14 protein-coding genes and 1 tRNA gene are annotated in these 18,662 nt (G+C 66.5%); 5 read left to right on the top strand and 10 right to left on the bottom strand.

All coding sequences use genetic code 11. The features are described 5' to 3' along the window. Positions 1-267 precede the first annotated feature (267 nt). Positions 268-987 carry a GntR family transcriptional regulator gene (locus FYJ68_RS01850; RefSeq protein ID WP_154433597.1) on the top strand — a complete coding sequence of 240 codons (720 nt, stop codon included), beginning with the start codon at positions 268-270 and terminating at the stop codon, positions 985-987. Positions 988-1,092: 105 nt separating this feature from the next. Here FYJ68_RS01850 and FYJ68_RS01845 read toward each other — a convergent pair whose 3' ends face one another. Continuing rightward, entirely contained in the window at positions 1,093-1,908 is an 816-nt protein-coding gene (locus FYJ68_RS01845) for an HAD hydrolase family protein (protein ID WP_154433596.1), read from the bottom strand. A gap of 20 nt (positions 1,909-1,928) precedes the next feature. Further along, entirely contained in the window at positions 1,929-3,524 is a 1,596-nt protein-coding gene (locus tag FYJ68_RS01840; protein ID WP_326832156.1) for a PTS transporter subunit EIIC, read from the bottom strand. A 176-nt stretch (positions 3,525-3,700) separates the two neighbouring features. On the opposite strand from FYJ68_RS01840, the gene FYJ68_RS01835 reads away from it, so the two are divergent. The 3 genes from FYJ68_RS01835 (at position 3,701) to FYJ68_RS01825 (ending at position 6,437) form a co-directional block, all read left to right on the top strand. Further along, a tRNA-Gln gene (locus FYJ68_RS01835) sits at positions 3,701-3,775 on the top strand. 271 nt (positions 3,776-4,046) lie between these two features. Beyond that, a complete protein-coding gene (gene glmU, locus FYJ68_RS01830; RefSeq protein ID WP_154433594.1) occupies positions 4,047-5,438 on the top strand; it encodes a bifunctional UDP-N-acetylglucosamine diphosphorylase/glucosamine-1-phosphate N-acetyltransferase GlmU in 1,392 nt (463 codons plus the stop codon). A 3-nt stretch (positions 5,439-5,441) separates the two neighbouring features. Beyond that, complete coding sequence (locus tag FYJ68_RS01825) at positions 5,442-6,437, top strand: ribose-phosphate diphosphokinase (RefSeq protein ID WP_154433593.1); 996 nt, start codon at positions 5,442-5,444, stop codon at positions 6,435-6,437. A 166-nt stretch (positions 6,438-6,603) separates the two neighbouring features. Here FYJ68_RS01825 and FYJ68_RS01820 read toward each other — a convergent pair whose 3' ends face one another. Together FYJ68_RS01820 and ahpC are read right to left on the bottom strand one after the other, a co-directional pair. Continuing rightward, positions 6,604-8,265 (bottom strand): FAD-dependent oxidoreductase, encoded by a 1,662-nt coding sequence (locus tag FYJ68_RS01820; protein WP_154433592.1) that lies wholly within the window; start codon positions 8,263-8,265, stop codon positions 6,604-6,606. A 1-nt stretch (position 8,266) separates the two neighbouring features. Further along, positions 8,267-8,830 (bottom strand): alkyl hydroperoxide reductase subunit C, encoded by a 564-nt coding sequence (ahpC, locus tag FYJ68_RS01815; RefSeq protein WP_154433591.1) that lies wholly within the window; start codon positions 8,828-8,830, stop codon positions 8,267-8,269. Positions 8,831-9,029: 199 nt separating this feature from the next. On the opposite strand from ahpC, the gene FYJ68_RS01810 reads away from it, so the two are divergent. Next, on the top strand, positions 9,030-9,434 hold the full coding sequence (locus tag FYJ68_RS01810; RefSeq protein ID WP_154433590.1) for a Fur family transcriptional regulator: 405 nt from the start codon (positions 9,030-9,032) through the stop codon (positions 9,432-9,434). A gap of 1,415 nt (positions 9,435-10,849) precedes the next feature. Here the strand turns inward: FYJ68_RS01810 and FYJ68_RS01805 are convergent. The 6 genes from FYJ68_RS01805 to FYJ68_RS01780 form a co-directional block, all read right to left on the bottom strand. Beyond that, positions 10,850-12,361 (bottom strand): sensor histidine kinase, encoded by a 1,512-nt coding sequence (locus FYJ68_RS01805; protein WP_154433589.1) that lies wholly within the window; start codon positions 12,359-12,361, stop codon positions 10,850-10,852. After that, positions 12,349-13,014, bottom strand: a complete 666-nt coding sequence (locus tag FYJ68_RS01800; protein WP_154433588.1) for a response regulator transcription factor — start codon at positions 13,012-13,014, stop codon at positions 12,349-12,351. The genes FYJ68_RS01805 and FYJ68_RS01800 overlap by 13 nt, the downstream gene beginning before the upstream one ends. A 126-nt stretch (positions 13,015-13,140) precedes the next feature. Beyond that, positions 13,141-13,968: an ABC transporter permease gene (locus FYJ68_RS01795; protein WP_154433587.1), complete on the bottom strand. Its 828-nt coding sequence runs from the start codon at positions 13,966-13,968 to the stop codon at positions 13,141-13,143. Then, positions 13,965-14,777: an ABC-2 family transporter permease gene (locus FYJ68_RS01790; protein ID WP_154433586.1), complete on the bottom strand. Its 813-nt coding sequence runs from the start codon at positions 14,775-14,777 to the stop codon at positions 13,965-13,967. The genes FYJ68_RS01795 and FYJ68_RS01790 overlap by 4 nt, the downstream gene beginning before the upstream one ends. Next, a complete protein-coding gene (locus FYJ68_RS01785; protein WP_154433585.1) occupies positions 14,774-15,550 on the bottom strand; it encodes a lantibiotic protection ABC transporter ATP-binding protein in 777 nt (258 codons plus the stop codon). The genes FYJ68_RS01790 and FYJ68_RS01785 overlap by 4 nt, the downstream gene beginning before the upstream one ends. A 1,238-nt stretch (positions 15,551-16,788) precedes the next feature. After that, entirely contained in the window at positions 16,789-18,660 is a 1,872-nt protein-coding gene (locus tag FYJ68_RS01780) for an ABC transporter ATP-binding protein (protein WP_154433584.1), read from the bottom strand. Positions 18,661-18,662 lie beyond the last annotated feature (2 nt).

Here is an 18,662-nt window from a genome sequence, read left to right as displayed (position 1 = left end):
CCGCTTTGACTTCATCTCGAAGGATATGGGAGCGGACAAACTTGTTCAAATGACTTTAGGTCGAACGGTCGATTTTTTGCTTAAGCGGTACTTCGCACGTTTAGACCTCTTGGAAGGCTACTATGTTGGAGCTGGTGTTTTGGGTGCGGGGGGTCTCTCCGCCCATAGGACATGGACATCCCAACTTGTGGGAACCAAAGGAACGACCCCCCACGCCCGCCCGTTGCGAGCAGCCCCGCATGAGTGCGGGAGATAGGGAGGTGACCGATGCCCAGGGCCATTTATGAGGGGATCTACCGTGACCTCAAGGGCAAGATCCAAGAGGGCACCTACACCTACGAGGACTTTCTCCCCACCGAGAGCGAGCTTACGGCACAGTACGGCTGCTCGCGCAACACCCTGCGCAGGGCAGTCTCGATGCTTGCCGATGACGCATACGTTCAGCCCATGCACGGCAGGGGCGTGCGCGTAATCTGGCAGCGCGAGGGTCACAGCGCCCAGGGGTCGCTCTCCGGCGTTGAGTCGTTTGTTGAGTTCGCCCGACGCAATGGCCTCACCCCCTCCACCTCGGTGAAGTCGTTTGAGCAGGTGACCTGCGGGTCGGGACTCTCGCGTAGGACCGGCTTTGCGGAGGGCGTGGAGCTGCTGCGCATCGTGCGAGTGAGGTCGCTCGACGGCGAGGCACGCCAGGTTGACCACGACTACTTCCTGGCATCAGCCGTGGCGGGCCTTACCCCAGAGATTGCCGAGGGCTCGGTGTACCACTTCCTAGAGAGCGAGCGCCACATGCGCATCCTTACCAGCAAGCGGCGCATCACCGTGCAGCTTGCGACCGACGAAGACTGCAGCTACATGGACCTTGACCCCTACAACTGCGTGGCGGTCATGGAGAACCAGTCGTTCAACTCTGAGGGCGTGATGTTCGAGTACACGCAGGTCCGCTATCATCCGGACTCCTTCTCTTACAACCTGGTCTCGAGGCGTTAGCAAATCGTCTCGAGTTGTTCGAACGTTTGACCCGGGTTAACGAGCCACAAGTCGCCAGGATGCAGGCGCCCGCCTCCAATTCCCTCGGAGGCGGGCGCGTTCGTCTCAGATGAGGCCCAGCGCTTTGAGCCCCGTGGCCACACCATCCTCCCCAACCCCTCCGGTTACCAGATTTGCCCTTGCCTTGACCTCGTCGGAGGCGTTTCCCATTGCAACCGCAACGTCCACCTCGTCGAAGAGCGGCAGGTCGTTCTGGGAGTCACCGAACCCGTAGGTCTTCCCGACATCCTGGCCCAGGTAATCGACAACGGCCCTGACGCCATCTTGCTTGGTGTTCTGGGCGAGCGTGACCTCGCTGTTGCCCATCTCGAGCTCGCTCGTGCTGAGAATCTCGCTCGCCCCGGGGTTCGACATGAGCCCCCGCGCCACGATCGTCGGAACGATGAGCTTGTGCGCGCGGTGGTCCTCCAGCCTTGCCAGGGCCTCCCGCATGGTCTGCGGGACGTCCGGCCCCTGATGAAGCCCCTGGGCACCGCCACGCAGCTCCACCACGCCCGTTGCGGACTCGATCTGTGCTCCAGAGCCAACCCTGAGGAGAAGCCCCTCCAGGGCCTCGAGCACCGCGCCAGGAAACGGCCTGTCCCTCAGCACCGCCTGGCCCACACGGACATAGGCGCCGCCCAGGCCGACAACGCCGTCAAAGGGGAGCTCCAGGATGACGGGATGCAGGGTCGCCGGGGAGCGCCCAGTGCATACGAAGGCAGCGGCCCCGTTGTCCACGAGGCCCCGTATGGCGTCGCACACCACGTCGCTTGGCCGGGGAGACATGCTGCGCTCCTCCTCGGGACGTCCCTCGCGGGCGATGGGGTCGTCCCACCCCAGCGTCCCGTCAACGTCGAAGAACACCACCGGCCTGCCCATGGAGCCACTCCCCCAACCCGCTAGAGGTCCCGCGCGTCTCCACCGAGCGCGGAGGAGATCTCCTCCGCGAGCTCGGGGGCACGCGTGCCAACCACAACCTGAACGGAGCTCCCGGCCCGGAACACGCCCAAGACCCCAAGGGATGCGAACGAGGCGTCATCCGCGACCGCAGCGGGATCCGCCACGGTGACCCTGAGCCTGGTCATGCACGGTGTGATTCCCACGACGTTGCCAGCCCCGCCAAGCCCGCCGAGGATCCCTTGGGCGAGCGGGGAAACGTGTGTCTCGCCAGCATGCGTCCGCGCGGCTGAATGCCAGTCGGACGCATCCCGACCGCCTTCGCTCCGAACGGAATGGTACCAGTCTGGAAGCCGACTGAAGTCGAGCCCGTCCCCCCTGCCGGGCGTCTTGAGGTCGAACCTGGTAATGAGCAGGCGGAACGAGACGAAGTAGATGGCGGTGAACGCCAGACCGACTCCGGCGGCCCTCAGGTACTCCATGCCATGGGACGCGGCGAGGGGGATGAAGTTGAACGACGCCATCTCTATGAGCCCGCCCGAGAAGACCCCCACCACCCCCATGTGGTTGACGGTGAACGCGAGAAGGGCGGAGAGCGCCACATGCAGGGCAAAAAGCTGGGGCCCGGCAAAGAGGAACGCGAACTCCAGGGGCTCGGTGATGCCGCACAGCATTGAGGAGAGCGTGGCCGGAACAAGGAAGGCGGCGAGCTTGCGCCGACGGTTTTGCGGGCAGGTAGCATAGAACGCCAGGGCGATCCCCGGCGCCCCGAACACCTTGGACCACCCCGTGGCGCTGAGGGCCGCCCAGGGCGCGCTCTGTGCGAGGGAGCGGCCACTACTTGCGAGCTGGGGAAGCTGGTGTGCCCAGGTAACGTAGATCCCACTGTCCACCACCACGTTGTCGTAGTAGACGGGGGCGTAGAAGAGGTGGTGCAGCCCCAGGGGCGTGAGGGCTCGATCGATGGCAACGAAGGCGGCAACCCCCCACGAGCCGGAGGAGAGGATGCAGGAGCGGAGCGCTTCGAGGAACTCCCTCCAGAAGGGCCAGGCGAGCACCGTGACGATGGACATGCCAACTGCGGCGGCAAAGGAGAGCAGGTACACGAAGGCGGTGCCCGAGAACACCCCGAGCCACTGCGGAAGCCTCACGTCGAAGAAGCGGTTGTGCAGCGCCACGGTGACGCCCGACACCGCGAGCGTACCGATGATGCCCGTGTCGAGCGTCCTGACGCCGGCAATCGAGACCATGCCCGCCGGCACGTCAGAGCCCAGGAAGACGGTGACGATGGCACCGACCAGGTAGTCGAAGGTGAGGTAGGCCGCAAGTGACTCCAAGCAGCACCTGCCCCGCTGCGTCTTTGCCAGCCCCATGGGAAGGGCAAGGGAGAAGAGCAGGGGCAGCTGGTTGAACGCCGTCCAACCGCCCGCGAGAAGGACGCGCCACACCTTGACCCAGAGCGTGTCTTCCACAGCTATTGGCCCCATGACCTGCGGCGTGGTGAAGAGCGTGCCCAGCCCCACGATGAGGCCGGCGAACGAGAACAGAAGGACGGGGGTGAAGAGGGCCCCTCCCAGACGTTGGAACCTCTGCAGCACGGACAACCCCCTTCCGCACACCATCCGCCCACGATGCTCCCCAGAGTATGAGTGACCCAGAGCCGTAGCAAGCCCCACCCGACGAATGGCGGTGGCTGCCGCGCGCCATCGGGCGTCTCGCCCTCCTCTGCTACAATGGCGTCGCCGCGGCGGCCATGCCGCGCGGGTCTATAGACTGGGGCATCGTCCAACGGCTAGGACAGCGGTTTTTGGTGCCGTCAATGGGGGTTCGAATCCCTCTGCCCCAGCCACGTCTGCGAGGGGGTGCCGGGGCGACGTTGCCTCGGCGCTCTTTTATGACGCATCGCATTACCCATTACCTCCAGGCACACTGGGGCGACGCGACGCCGCACGCTTCCGGGCACGCCCCCACCAAAACCCTCACGCGGCGTACGACCCTGTGGACATGCTCTGACCGCAACCAACAGGGGGATGGATGCGCGAGACGTGCGTTATCATGGGGGCGTTCCTGGCGCTGCCCAGGACTCATGGTCAGGGATACCTACACATGGAGGCCACTTTATGCCCGTTACCGCGATTGTCCTCGCCGCCGGCGAGGGAACGCGAATGAAGTCCCGCCATCCCAAGGTAATGCACAAGATGCTCGACCGTCCCCTGGTGGGATGGGCCGTCCGCTCCGTAAAGGACGCGGGCGCCGACCGCGTTGTGGTGGTCGTGGGCAACGGGGCGGACGAAGTTCGCTCATACCTTGGGACCATCCCGGGGGTCGAGACCGTAGAGCAGACCGAGCGCCTGGGGACGGGCCACGCCACCAGGGTGGCGCTCGAGGCTGCCGGCGTGAGCGACGGGACCGTCGTCGTGACTTACGGCGACACGCCTCTCGTGCGCCCCGAGACCATCCGCGCGCTGGTGGAGCGCGTGGAGCGGGGCGACCAGTCCGCGTGCCTGCTCACCATGACCCCACCCGACGTGAGCGGCTACGGCCGCGTGGTCACCGACGCCGAGGGCCAGGTGGAGCGGATCATCGAGGACAAGGACTGCACGCCCGAGCAGCGCGCGACCCTGCTGGAGTGCAACTCGGGCGTGTACGCCTTTGACGGAGCGGCTCTCGCGACCCACATCGGCGAAGTCGGCAACGACAACGTGCAGGGCGAGTACTACCTCACGGACATGCCCGCGATCCTGAAGTCGCACGGCCTGGGCGTCGTGGCCCAGCATGTGGACGACTACGCCGAGATGCTGGGCGTGAACTCGCGCATCCAGCTCGCCGAGGCGACGCGCGCCATGCAGGGGCGCATCAACCGCCGCCTGATGGCCGAGGGCGTCACCATGATGGACCCCACCCAGGTGTGGGTCGGGCCCGACGTCACGGTGGGGCAGGACACCGAGCTTCTCCCCCAGACCTTCCTCATGGGACAGACGACCGTGGGAACCGACTGCGTGATCGGACCCAACAGCCGCCTGACCAACGCCACGGTGGGCAACAACTGCCTGGTGGACGAGACCATCATCGTGGACTCCGCCATCGACGACGACGTCAAGTGCGGCCCGCGCGCCTACCTGCGCGGCGGCGCCCACTTCCACAAGGGCTCCAAGGCCGGCACGCACGTTGAGATCAAGGGCTCCGAGGTTGGCGAGGGCTCCAAGGTCCCGCACCTCTCCTACATTGGCGACGCCCGCCTGGGCCGCGACGTCAACATTGGCGGCGGCTCCATCACGTGCAACTATGACGGTAAGCACAAGAGCCACACCGAGATTGGCGACCACGTGTTCGTGGGCTCGGACACCATGATGGTCGCCCCCGTCACCATTGGGGACAACGCCCTGGTCGGGGCGAGCTCATGCATCACCCGAGACGTTCCGGCTGGCGCCCTCGCGCTGGAGCGCTCCAAGATGTTCGTGAAAGAGGGCTGGGCAGACGAGTATTGGGCGCGGCTAAGGGAAGAGGACTAGGGCATGTACGAGAATCTGAGCAAACCCACCACCTACCAGAAGGAAATCAAGCTGTACTCGGGCACGAGCAACCCCGCCCTGTCCAGGCGCATCGCCGAGATTCTCCACCTGGAGCTGCAGGGGCTCAAGATCGAGAAGTTTGCCAACGGCGAGATCTACGCCCGCTTTGAGGAGTCCGTCCGTGGCGACGAGGTCTTCTTCATCCAGTCCATCGCCGGCGAGAACGTGAACGACCTCCTGATGGAGACGCTCATCGTCGCGGACGCTGCCAGCCGCGCCTCCGCGGAGAGCTTCACCGCCGTCATCCCCCACTACGGCTATGCGCGCCAGGACCGCAAGGCGTCCAGCCGCGAGCCCATCACCGCCCGCCTGGTGGCAAACCTGCTCGAGGCAGCCGGCGTCGACCGCGTGATCACGCTCGACCTTCACTCCGGCCAGATCCAGGGCTTCTTCGACATCCCCGTGACCCACCTCACGGCCCTCTACCAGTTTGGCGACTACTTTAAGCAGAAGAACTTCGACCTCGACAACACCGTGGTCGTCTCGCCCGACATGGGCCGCGCCAAGGTCGCCAAAAAGCTCTCGGACTACCTGGGCTGCGAGGTCGCCATCGCCCACAAGAGCCGCCCCAAGCACAACGCCGCCGAGGTCATGGGCATCATCGGCAACATCGTGGGCAAGACCTGCATCATCAACGACGACATGATCGACACGGGCGGTACCCTGGTGGGCTCCATCAACAAGCTCAAGGAGATGGGCGCGGGCGATATCTACGTCTCGGCCACCCACGGCATCTTCTCCGGCCAGGCGATCGAACGCCTTCAGAACGCGCCCATCGTGGAGTGCGTGGTCACCGACGCCATCCCCTGCTCCGTCGCCAACCAGCCCGGCTCCAAGATCAAGCAGATCTCGGTCGCCGAGGAGCTGGCACAGTGCATCTACAACGTGTACACCAACCACTCGGTCTCCGCGAGCGCGGGCGGAAACTCCGAGATGTAGCGCAGGGCGCACATCGTCGCACGCATGGCAGCGACCCGTCTGGGAGATATTCCCGGGCGGGTCGCCGCCTTTTCTCGCCTGCGGGGACAGGGACAATTGTGCCCCGCCCCTCCGGGGGAGAGGGACGGGGCGGGTGGTGTCGGTGCTGGCGCGCCGTGACTCGGGATCACCCGATGAGTTCGAGGACCTGCGAGAGCCCCTTGCGGCCAAAGCTCACGCGCTCGTCCGTCCCCTCCTGGGAGACGACCAGGCACGGGACGCTCATGACGTTGTAGCGGTCGCGCAGCGCGGGGAACCGGTTGACGTCGTACACGTGGGCAGACACGCGCGGGTTGAGTGCGGCGATGTGCTGGGCGGCGGTCACGACCTCGGGGCACATGGTGCACGAGAGGCCCACGATAACCGTGAGGCTGGTATCGGTACCAATGTGCTCGATGGCGGAGAGGTCCGCCTGGTCAAGCGGCTGCCCGGGGCCCGCGGCGTTGTACAGCCCCAGGACGAACGAGGTGAACTCATGCCCGCCCGGGACGCCGTGAAACGCGAGGCCGGTGGGACTGCCGTCACGACACACCTCGACGAAGGGAAGCCCCTCTCCCCTGCCTTCGTCGCTGGCGGTAACGGAGACCGTGAGCTTGGGCGTGAGCGCGGCGAGCTCGTCCATGTACGCGCGGAGCTCGGCAGAGACGTCGTCGTCCGCAAGGTGGAGCCTGAGCTCGAGGGGGCGCTCCATGCGTTCGAACACCGGCTGGAGCTGCTGGCGCATGGCGGCGTCGATGAGGGCCGACGGGGAGGTGCCCGCGCCCGTCTCGCCTGGCTTCTCTTCCGTCGTGGTTGCCGCCTGGGGCCGACGGGCCTCCGGGGCCGTGGGAACGAGTCCGGTGCGGTCGTGGGCCGCCTTGAGATAGCGCTCCATTGAGGTGGAGGTCGCTGCCGCCTCGCCCACCGCCGTGGCCACCTGGCGAAGCTCCTTCACGCACAGGTCCCCCGCCGCAAACACGCCGTCCGCGCTGGTCATGTGGTTGGCGTCGGTGGGGACGTACCCGCGAGGGTCCAGCTCGCAGACGCCTTGGAGCAGCTGGCTTGCCGGCGCGTAGCCCGCGAACACGAACACGCCGATCCTCTCGCCTTCCCCAGCCGAGAAGGTCGTCTCCTCTCCCGTGACGCGGCTGCGGTAGGTGATGGAGTCCACCGCGTCGCCGCCCGAGACGCGCACGACCTCCGTGTTGTACAGCACGTCGATGCTGGGATTGGACTTGGCCACCTCGGCGGTCGCGGGAGCGCAGGTGAAGTCGCTCTCGCGCACGAGGATGGTCACATGGCTTGCGTATCGGGTGAGAAACGCACCCTCCTCCGCGGCCGCAAACCCGCCGCCCACCACGAACACGCGCTTGCCCGTGAAGAACTCACCGTCGCAGGTGGCACAGTAGGCGACCCCGCGCCCGCGGAACTCCGCCTCGCCCTCAAAGCCAACCTGACGCGGCGAGGCACCGGTTGCCATGAGCACCGCGAGGCAGCGCAGATCCCCCTTGCTGGTGTGGACGACCTTAACGTCGCCGCCCACCTCGAGGCTCGTCACCTGGGCAAGGCGGAACTCGGCGCCAAAGGCCTCCGCCTGCCTGCGCATGGTGTCCGTGAGTTCCGAACCCGAGGCGCTGAGGACGCCGGGATAGTTGACGACCTCGCTCGTGATGGTGATCTGACCGCCAAAGCGGTCCCCCTCCACGACGATGACCCGGTAGCGGGCGCGGGCCAGATAGAGGGCGGCGGTGAGCCCGGCTGGCCCACCGCCGACCACGACGGCGTCGTAGAGGTTGCCCTCGGCCGGCATCCTACAGCTGTCCCACGAGGTCGAGGGAGGGCTTGAGGGTCTCGGCACCCGGCTGCCACTTGGCGGGGCACACCTGGTCGCCATGCTCACGCACGAACTTGGCGGCCTGCACCAGGCGCAGGAGCTCCTTTGCGTTGCGGCCGATGCCGCCCGCGGTGACCTCGTAGACCTGGATGCGGCCGTCGGGGTCAACGATGAAGGCACCGCGCTCGGCGACGCCGTCAGACTCGATCAGGACCTCAAAGTCGTTGGCGAGGACGTGAGCGGGGTCAGCGAGCATGGGATAGGTGACCTTGGAGATGCGCTCGGACTCGTCGTGCCATGCCTTGTGCACGAAGTGGGTGTCGCACGAGACGGAGTAGACCTCGCAGCCCTCGGCCTTGAAGGCGTCGTAGTTCTCCGCAAGCTCCTCGAGCTCGGTGGGGCACACAAAGGTGAAGTCGGCGGGATAGAAGAAGAACAGGGCCCACTTGCCCAGGACGTCGTCCCTGGTGACGGTCTTGAAGTCGCCGTTCTGGTAGGCCTGGACGCTGAATTCGCCAATCTGCTTGTTGATGAGGGACATCTTGCTTCCTTTCGTCGCTTTACTGGGAACGAGTCTTATTATTGATAAAGGGAGCGAGATGTCAATCGCCCCATCGGGCGGGCACTCATCGCCTCAGTTTCTTCACAATTAGGAATTGTTCTTAATATTGACGGAGCAAAGGGTATCCTCTGGGCTGTGAGAGAATGTCGAGAACACAGACGTCCCATGGGAGGAGATCATGGTCCAGCGCAGGAACACAAGGCAGAGGCAGCTCGTCCTCGACGCAGTCATGCAGCTGGACGACCATCCAACCGCAGACGAGATCTACATCACCGTGCGCCAGCAGGACGAGCACGTGAGCCGCGGCACGGTGTACCGCAACCTCAACCTCCTCGCGGAGGAGGGCAGGATCCTGGACGTGAAAGTGCCGGGCGGCGACCGCTTTGACCATCGCGTGGACGACCACGCGCACCTCGTGTGCCGGTCGTGCGGTGAAGTGTGCGACGTGCCGGATCCCAATGCATCTGATGCCGACGCCCGGACCGCGGATGCCACGGGTTACGCCGGAGTCTCGCACTACACCGTGTTCTCGGGCATCTGCCCCAAATGCCAGGAGAAGGGGTTGGGGGAGCAGGAGGCGTAACTTCTCCCCCACCCCTTACGAAGGGGAGCGGGTTGGAGAATAGGGCGGTAGAACCTCCCCCTCACGGGCAGGCAAATCCTCACGGATGACGTCCATTGCCAGGGAGGATGTCGCGGCCGGCCATCTGCCGCAAATGTTGGGAACTTGCCGTTTCGCACGCCGCCGATCGCGAAGGCGTGCCGAAGAGGCCGGGTCTATCACGGGCGGAAAGGCCATCGGAAGTCAGTGAGGTGAGGAGTCGGGGCCAGGTTGAGCGGGCCCGACATCGGGGCGGGCTCGCCCCGGGGCCCGTCTGCTCGGCCCGCGCCACCCGCCGACGGTCGCACTACGCTAGAAAGCGCGTCCCGCGTGTACACGCGCCACGGGATTTCCGACATGGGGGCCATCCCACCGGCGCGTCTTGCCTGCTGGAGGGGAGCTGGGGCCGCGTCCAGGTCAGAGAGCGCGAGCCGCGTGTACACGCGGCTCGCGGTTCCTGGCAGAACCGTCCCCAAGGGACGGGCGGATGTCGGAAAGCCAATCCCGCGTGTACACACACCGCGGGATTGCTGACATGGGCCCGCCGCGACACGGCGCTTCCCCAGTTAGCGGGGCGCCGGGGCCTCGGCGTCGCCGGAAAGCTCGTCCCGCGTGTACGCATGGGGCGCGGTTTCTAGCATGGGCCCGACCATCGCGGCGAGCCGGCGGGGATACGGGGCCGAGGGCCGGGGCCGGACGGGGTCGCGCGCCGCGCGTCCCACTCTGCAGCATCCCCTCTCTTTGAGTCCTTCGAGGGAGGACGGTTCGCGACGAGATTCAACTCATGGCGGCGGAGGCCCGATGTGAGCGGTTTCTCCAGGCGACCCCCATCCCGCAGTCAGCCCCACTCTTGCTTTTACGCAGGTGGGAGGGCCAGATGTAGCCCCCGGGCATCGACGGGCGGCGGCAGGCTCCCGACGTGAGCGCTCACGTCGGGCAGTTGCCGCCATTCGGGAGGGAGCGGAGGGCCAAATGGCAGGAGACCCCAGATGTGAGTGCTCACCTCGGGGGCTTGCCGCCATGATCCAGGGTTTGATTTACGCCCAACTGGGGTTATGCCCCGCGCGTCCGGCAGTCCCGGCAGCGGGGGCCCGATATGGGCACTCATATCGGGCTCCCGCCGCCATGGTTTGAATGCTGATTGCCGGCCCCGCGACGGGCCAGGGCCGACCCCCGCTACAGCCAATCGAAGGCGGGACGCATGAGGAGGACCGTCAACAACGACGTATTGCCCTCCTCCCCTTCTTTGACTTTGAGGGGACATCCGCCCGGATCCTCACTTCAACCCCTCACCCATGGCGCAGCCGCGAGATGGCCGTTGGGGCAAATGGGGACAGGCGGCCAGCGATAATGGTGCGTGGCCCGGGGCATGGCCCTTCTCCCTTAGCCCTGGCGCATCACACGCGCAGACTGAGCGTCACGCGTGCGCCAAGCACCACGCCATCGGCGTCCGTCCGGTTGCCCAGAACGAGCTCGCCCCCATGCGCCTGCGCTGCCTGCTGGGCAACGGAGAGGCCGAGACCATAGTGCGACCCCATGGCTCCGTCGGCCACGCCACCGCGCGAGGCATCGCCGCGATAGAAGCGCTCCGCCCCGTGTTTAATCGCCCGCGGAGAGAAGCCCGCGCCGTCATCCTCCACCATCACCTCGATGGCAGGGCGCCCGTCTCCCCCATCCGTCACCGCAACGCAGAGTCTCGCCCACGAACGTGCATGGTCGCAGGCGTTGCCCACCAGGTTGAGGACGGCGCGCGAGACTAGGTCCGCGTCCAAGCGTCCGACCCTTCCCTCCAGAGGGGAGGACTTGCCCGTCTCCCCTGCGTCCTTCCCCACGCGAAGCTCGATGCCGCTCGCATGGGCAATCCGCGCCGCATCGTTAGCTATGCTCTCGAACAGGAGCCCGAGGTCGACGTCTTGCCTCTCAGCCGCCACCCCCTCGCCGCGCGACGCGAGGATGATCCGCCGAATGAAGACGTCCTGCGACTCTGCGGCATCGCGAATGGCGAGCACGCACTCCCTCTCCTCGTCGTCGAGATCACCTTCTAGGAGGAGGTCAGCGTTGCCGCGGACGACGGTGAGCGGCGTCTTGAGGTCGTGCGCGAGGGCGGCAACCTGCTCGCGGGAACGCCGCTCCGTCTCCCACTGCACCTGGAGCGACTCCCGCAGCGAGGATCGCATGCGGTCCATCGAGAGCAGGACCTCGTTCACCTGCGCGACCCGGCTGCGACCCACTTGGAAGTCGAGATCCTGACGCGCAACGGCATCCGCCGCGTCGACGAGCGGGCGCATCTCTCGCGTGAGCACCCGGCCCGCCCTGAGCGCGACGAGCAAGACGACCGCCACGGTCCCCCCTACCACTGCAGCTACAAGGAGGTTCTGAGGATTGGGCAACACGTCACGACGGACGCGGTCGGACCACTGGGGCATGATGCGGTATGCGAGGACGCACGTACTGCCGTCGGAGAGACGGACGCGGACAAGCGTTGCGCCCGACGGCTCGGCACCTGACGCCCCGCTCGAAGCAACCTGACGGGCGGTCGCAAGGAGGCTGGCATCCATATCGGTCTGCAGAACCTCCCCGCCGGCGGAGAGGTGCACGTACCAGAACGCCGAGGGTATCTCGCCCGCATCGAACGACCCCTGCGCCGCGAGGGACTTGGAGAGCGAGCCCACGTTTGTCTCGCCGTAGTTTGCCGGGAAGACCGTACCGCTGGAGAGTGCGTGCTCGAAGGCGAGGAGGGGAAAGCCGGCAACAAGGAGCACGCCCACCAGGACGTACAGGAAGTATCGTGCGACCAGGAGCGAGAGGGGAATGCGCCGCCCGACGCGATGCCTCCCCGGCGACTTGACCCGCACCGCCGTTGGGGCGTCCTCCGCTGGGGGAACGGGCCTCTCCCCTACCCCTGCCATCGGTACCCCATCCCCCATACGGTGCCGATGGGTTCCACGCCCACGCGACGGAGCTTGGCGCGCGCGTTGCTGACGTGGACCGAGACGTCGTCCGACCCCGCCCCGCTGCCCCAGCCCATGACGCGCTCGCGAATCTGCTCGCGACCAAAGACCTGGCCGGGGCTCCTGGCGAGAAGCTCGCAGATGGCGTACTCGGTGGGGGTGAGAGGTACGGGGTCGTCGTCCACGAGCAGCTGCCGCGCGGAGAGGTCGAGCCTGATGCGCCCGAACGAGAGGGAGCTGTGACGCTCGCGCCCCTCGCGGCGCAGGTGGGCGTTGACCTTGGCGCGAAGCTCGGCCATGCCGAACGGCTTGCGCAGGTAGTCATCCGCACCAAGGCCCAATCCCGTCACCGCATCGTCCTCGCCCACGCGCGCCGTGAGGAAGACGATGGGCGCGTCCACGCGAGCACGAATCTGGCGGACGAGCTCAAAGCCGTCCACGCCGGGCATCATCACGTCACAAAGCAGGAGGTCAAAGCATGTCAGGTTCATTCCGAGGACCTTGGTTGGGTCAGTCTCTGCGACCACCTGGTGCCCATCGCGCGAGAGGCCGCGCACGAGCAGGTCGCAGATGGGTCGCTCGTCATCCACCACGAGTATGCGTGCCACCATAACCCCCAATCCTTCCGTCGTCGCACCGATGCCTCGCCCGCCATGATATCCGAGGGATAACGGGGCGAGAGTGCCCCGGGTCCCCGGTCGATACTCCACCCCCTGGCTCGGCCGGGGACATGTATCTCAGCCGTCGTGCCGTCCCCCAAGCTCGATGCGGTCCGCCAGAACCAGCGTCAGAGCCACGAATGCGAGCGTTACGGCGAGGCACGCGCCCAGAACGACCGACTTCGCGGAGACGAGACCGGGCAACGCCGCCGCGTACCGCTCACCCATGTGGGCGACGGCGAGCTCGACCTCGAGCGAAGCAAGGCGAGCGGGCCAGGCAAAGGGCACGAACGCCGCGACGCTAGCACCGAGGAGCCCCGAGAGCGTACCCGTAACGAGCCCGTTGGCAAGGCCGCCAAGCGAGACGACTGAGATGCCAGCGCCGATGGCGCCTAGCCCGATGGAGGCGTCTCTCCCCCAGCGCAGCGCCGCGAGGATGAAAACCAGGTACAGGGAGACGCTTCCAACACCCATGCCCAGAACGGACTGGGCCATCGCTCGCAGAGGGGGCAGCTGCCTGCCGGCGCTCGTAAGGAGAATGGCGAAGGTCTCAGTCGCGACGGCCGCCGAGACGATGCCGAGCAGGAGGAGCGAGATGAGACGAGCCCCTATCGCCAGTCGTCGCGAGGGGACCCCAAGCAGGTTGATACAGCTACCTGCCTCCCGATCCGCATCGACCGAGAGCCCGCAGGAGATGCCCGCGAGCAGCGGAGCCCCGGCGCCGAGCAGCTGAACGAAGGCGTCTGTTCCCAGCAGCGAGTCCCAGGTGCGCGTCGCGGCAAAGTACCAGCCCGCAAGGATGCCGAGCCCCAGGGCCAGCACGAGGTGCAGCGGAACCAGGGAAGACCTGCGCAAGCGGATGAGCTCGGAGCGAAGTGCCCCGAGGAGGGTCATGCGTGTTGTCACGACGCCCCACCTCCACGCGCGAGGCGCGCCCCGACCAGTGACAGCAGGACGAACGCGACCGTGCAGAGGGCAAGTGCGGCCCACCAGGTCCCGTTGATGGCGTAGGTTGCGTACGACTGGGGCGCGACGGGAATGCCCGACGGGTCCACACCCAGAGGGGCGGAGGGCAGGCGAAGCGCGGCGGAGGGCACGAACGCCCACCAGGCGTCACTCCCCCACAGTGCGATACCACCGCCAATCTGCACAAGCGAGGGAATGGCGACGCCGGCGAGAGTACCTATCCGCAGGGAGAGCAGGAGCGACGCGGGAACCATCCACGCAAACCCAATGGTCAGGATGAGCGCGGCCTCGATTCCCGCGGGCGGAGTAGGCGCGCTACCGCCCAAGGCCCACACGACGACGGAACCGGCAAGCACCACTGCATTGGACGTTAAGAGGAGCAGGAGGCACGTCGTGACCTTTCCCCACCACGAGAGCGATGGGTCGAGCGGGAGCCCCAGCACAGACCTGAGGGAGTGACGGGCGTCCAACCCCGCGACCGAGACGCACTGGAGCGAGACGGACACGGGAAGCATGAGGGAGTACCAGTAGTTCCAGCCACAGGTGGAATAGCCGATTGGGCCAGACTTGCCCGAAGCGACCCCAATGGCAAGCCCGAGCGCAACGAGGGGGAGCGGGAGAAGTACCGCGACCCCGCGGGCGCTGCCATGACGCGTCTTCTGGATTTCCGCCGCAGCCGCGCGACGCAGCTCCTCCCACCTGCTGACGGAAGCCGAGATTGCGGGGAACACATTTGTTGCGTCTCTCATCTTGCCCCCCTCCCGCACACGTCCATGAACAGGTCCTCAAGATCCACGGAGCGGTCGAGCGCCCCCTGATAGGCAAGACGACCATTGGTGATGATGCCCACGTGGTCGGCAACGTGCGAGACCTCGGCAAGAATGTGGCTCGAGACGATGACGGTGACCCCCTGCTCCGGGAGGGACAGGATGAGCCGGCGGAGCTCCTCTATCCCCATGGGGTCGAGGCCGTTGGTCGGCTCGTCCAGCACGAGAAGCCGGGGTTGGCCGAGAAGCGCGAGAGCGATGCCCAGCCGCTGGCACATGCCGAGCGAGAACTGTCCGGCGCGCTTGCGGCCCGTATCCTCCAGGCCAACCTGGCGCAGGACCTCAGGGATTCGGCTTTCGGGGATTCCCAGGAGCGTGGTGCGAACGCGTAGGTTCTCGCGCGCGGTGAGGTTGGGGTACAGCGGCGGCTGCTCGATGAGGGAGCCGATCTGGTACAGGTCGCGGCGTTCCCAGGGGTGTCCGCAAAAGAGCATCTGACCACTGGTGGGACGTAGCATTCCGCAGACCATCTTGAGCGTGGTTGACTTTCCCGCCCCATTGGGGCCGAGCAGGCCGTACACCTGGCCCTCTCCCACGGTGAGACACACGTCCTCAACTGCGGTCCGAGCGTTTCTCCCCCGGCCAAAGGACTTGGTGAGCCCCTTGGTCTGGAGGACGGGCTTGGGTGCTATGGGCGACGGTCGGTTGTCTACTGGCTCCCCTGGCGTGGCGCCCCCCACAAGATGGCTAGGCATCTCTCCCCCCTTCGCTTGGTTTCTGACACCTACGAGGATGGGAGCAAGGTCTAAAGAATCCCTAAAGGTCGTTTGGGGCGTAGGAAGAGATACGCCCCTCCCGGTCGGCGGGGAGAAGCGAAGGTCCGCAGGCTCCCGGACACGGCCGGGTGACCAGGCCAAAGAATGGAATACCGGGAGCTTTCGCTTGATGTCTCGCGCGCCGTCAGAAACCGCGTCCCGCGTGTACACGCGGCACGCGGTTTCCAGCATGGGGCCCACCCCACCGGGCCGTTTCGCCTGCCGGAGGGGTGCCGGGGCCGCGCCCGGGTCAGAAGGTGCGTCCCGCGTGTACACGCGGGACGGGGTTCCAGGCAGAGCCGCCCCTGAGGGACGGGCGGATGTCGGAAAGCCACTCCCGCGTGTACACACGGCACGCGATTTCCGACGTGGGCACGGCCGCCGCGGCCCGCAAGCAGAGGGATGCGGACCCGCGGGTCCGGAGAGCCGGTCGGAGACGCGCGCCGCGCCCAGCGGCACCCCCCTCCCCGAGCCCTTCGAGGGGGACGGGCCGCGACGAGATTCAGCTCGTGGCGGCGGAGGCCCGATGCGAGCGGTTTCTCCAGGCGACCCCCGTCCCGCGGTCAGCCCCACCCTTGCGTTTACGCAGGTGGGAGGGCCAGATGTAGCCCCCGGGCATCGACGGGCGGCGGCAGGCTCCCGACGTGAGCGCTCACGTCGGGCAGTTGCCGCCATCCGGGAGGGAATGGGGGCCCTGATGGCAGGGGGCTCCAGATGTGAGCGCTCACTCCGGGGGCTTGCCGCCACGGCCCAGGGCTTGGCTGGCGCCCAACTGGGGTTATGCCCCGCGCGTCCGGCAGTCCCGGCGGAGGGGGCTCGACGCGGGCACTCACTTCGGGAGTCCGCCGCCGTAGCCCGAATGCTGATTGCCGGCCCCGCGACGGGCCCTGGGAGCCGATCCCCCGCTACAGCCAATCGAAGGCGGGACGCATGAGGAGGACCGTCAACAACGACGTATTGCCCTCCTCCCCTTCTTTGACCTCGAGCGGGCAACTGCCAGGGTCAACGCTTCGAGCATCCCACCCGGCCATCAGCAAGAGAGTCCCGATGCGGCCACATCCGGAATCCGCGAGACCACGGCGCAGTCCTCCAGGCAAGCGGGGTCCTGCAAGAAAGAAGGGTGGGACGCCGACGGATCGACGCCCCACCCCAGGGGTAACGCACTTCTCCCCTGCTCCCTATGCGACCTCGTCGAACTGCGACTGGTACAGCTGGGCATAGAAGCCACCCGCTGCCAGCAGTTCCTCGTGCGTGCCCTTCTCCACGATGTCGCCGTCGCGCAACACCAGGATGGTATCGGCGTTGCGGATGGTCGAAAGCCGGTGCGCAATCACGAAGCTGGTACGACCGGCCATGAGCTTGTCCATGGCGCGCTGGATGCGCCATTCGGTGCGCGTGTCCACGTTTGACGTTGCCTCGTCCAGGATGAGGATGGGTCGGTCGGCGAGAACCGCACGGGCGATGGTGAGCAGCTGGCGCTGCCCCTGGCTGATGTTGGTCGCCCCCTCGTCCAGCTCGAAGTCGTACCCGCCGGGAAGCGTCTTGATGAAGTGCTCGCAGTGCGCATAGCGGGCTGCCGCCTCAACCTCCTCGTCGGTGGCGTCCAGACGACCAAAGCGGATGTTCTCGCGTATGGTCCCCTTGAACAGCCAGGCGTCCTGCAACACCATCGAGAAGTTCTGGCGCAGGTCGGCGCGAGTCACGTCGCGCACGTCGTGGCCGTCGACGGACAGGCTACCGGAATCCACGTCGTAGAAGCGCAGCAGCAGCTTCATGAGGGTGGTCTTGCCGGCACCGGTGGGGCCGACGATGGCGACGGTCTTGCCGGGCTCCACGTTGGCCGAGAAGTCGTGGATGATCGTCTTGCCGGGGAGATACCCAAACGAGACGTCGTCGAAGTCAACGCGACCGGCAGCACGGCCGATGGCGGGCACCTCTCCCGTGGCGGAATCCGGGCGTGCGGTCTCTTCCTCCTCCGGCGCCTCCAGGAACTCGAACACGCGCTCGGCACACGCGGCCATCTGCTGCAGCACGTTGGAGACGGTCGCAAGCTGCGTGATGGGCTGGGTGAAGTTCTTGACGTACTGGATGAACGACTGGATGTCGCCGGGCTGGATCGCCCCAGTAACCGCAAGCCCGGCACCCACGACCACGACGCCCACGTAGCCCATGTTGCCCACCAGGTTCATGAGGGGCTGCATGAGGCCGGAGAGGAACTGGCTCTTCCACGCGCTCTCGTACAGGCGGTCGTTCTCCTCCTCAAACCTCTGGACCGCCTGCTCGGTGCGGTCGAACGCCTGGATAACCACCTGGCCCGAGAAGTCCTCCTCCACGCGCCCGTTGACGGCGCCGAGCTGCTGTTGCTGCAGCGCGAAGTAGCGCTGGGAGCGCTTGATGAGGACGGCGAGGATGGCAGCCGAGACGGGCAGGGTCACGAAGGTGACCCCCGCCAGCGGCAGCGAGATGGAGATCATCATGACCGCCACGCCCACGACCTGCGTGATGGAGGTCACGAGCTGAATAAGCCCCTGGTTGAGGGACTGGCTGAGCGTGTCAACGTCGTTGGTCATGCGCGAGAGCACGTCACCCTTTGAGATGGCCTTGCCGTCGAAGTACGAAAGGGGCACCTTCGAGATCTTGTCAGCGATCTCGCCGCGCATGCGATACACGACCCTCTGCGTGATGCCGGTCATGATCCAGCTCTGGATGCCGGATGCCGCCGCGCTCGCCAGGTAGATGCACAGGAGCGTCACCAGGATCCGCCCGATGAGGGCGAAGTCGATGCCGCCCTTGCCCGCGGCGGACGCCTGCACGCCGCGGATGACCTCGGTGGTTGCGTTACCAAGGATCTTAGGCCCCACGACCGAGAACACCACCGACGCCATGGCGAGGATGATGGCGCTCACCAGCCCTACGCGGTACGGCCCCATGTAGCGCAGCAGCTTGCGGATGGTCCCGCCAAAGTCCTTTGCCTTCTCGCCCGGCGCCATGCGCGACCCCGGGCCATGGGGGCGCGGCGTCTGACGGGGCTGCTCGACCCTCTCTGCCATGC

This window comes from Olsenella porci (genome assembly GCF_009695875.1).
Classification (GTDB): Bacteria; Actinomycetota; Coriobacteriia; order Coriobacteriales; family Atopobiaceae; genus Olsenella_H; species Olsenella_H porci.
This window is presented reverse-complemented; position numbering and strand designations above follow the sequence as displayed.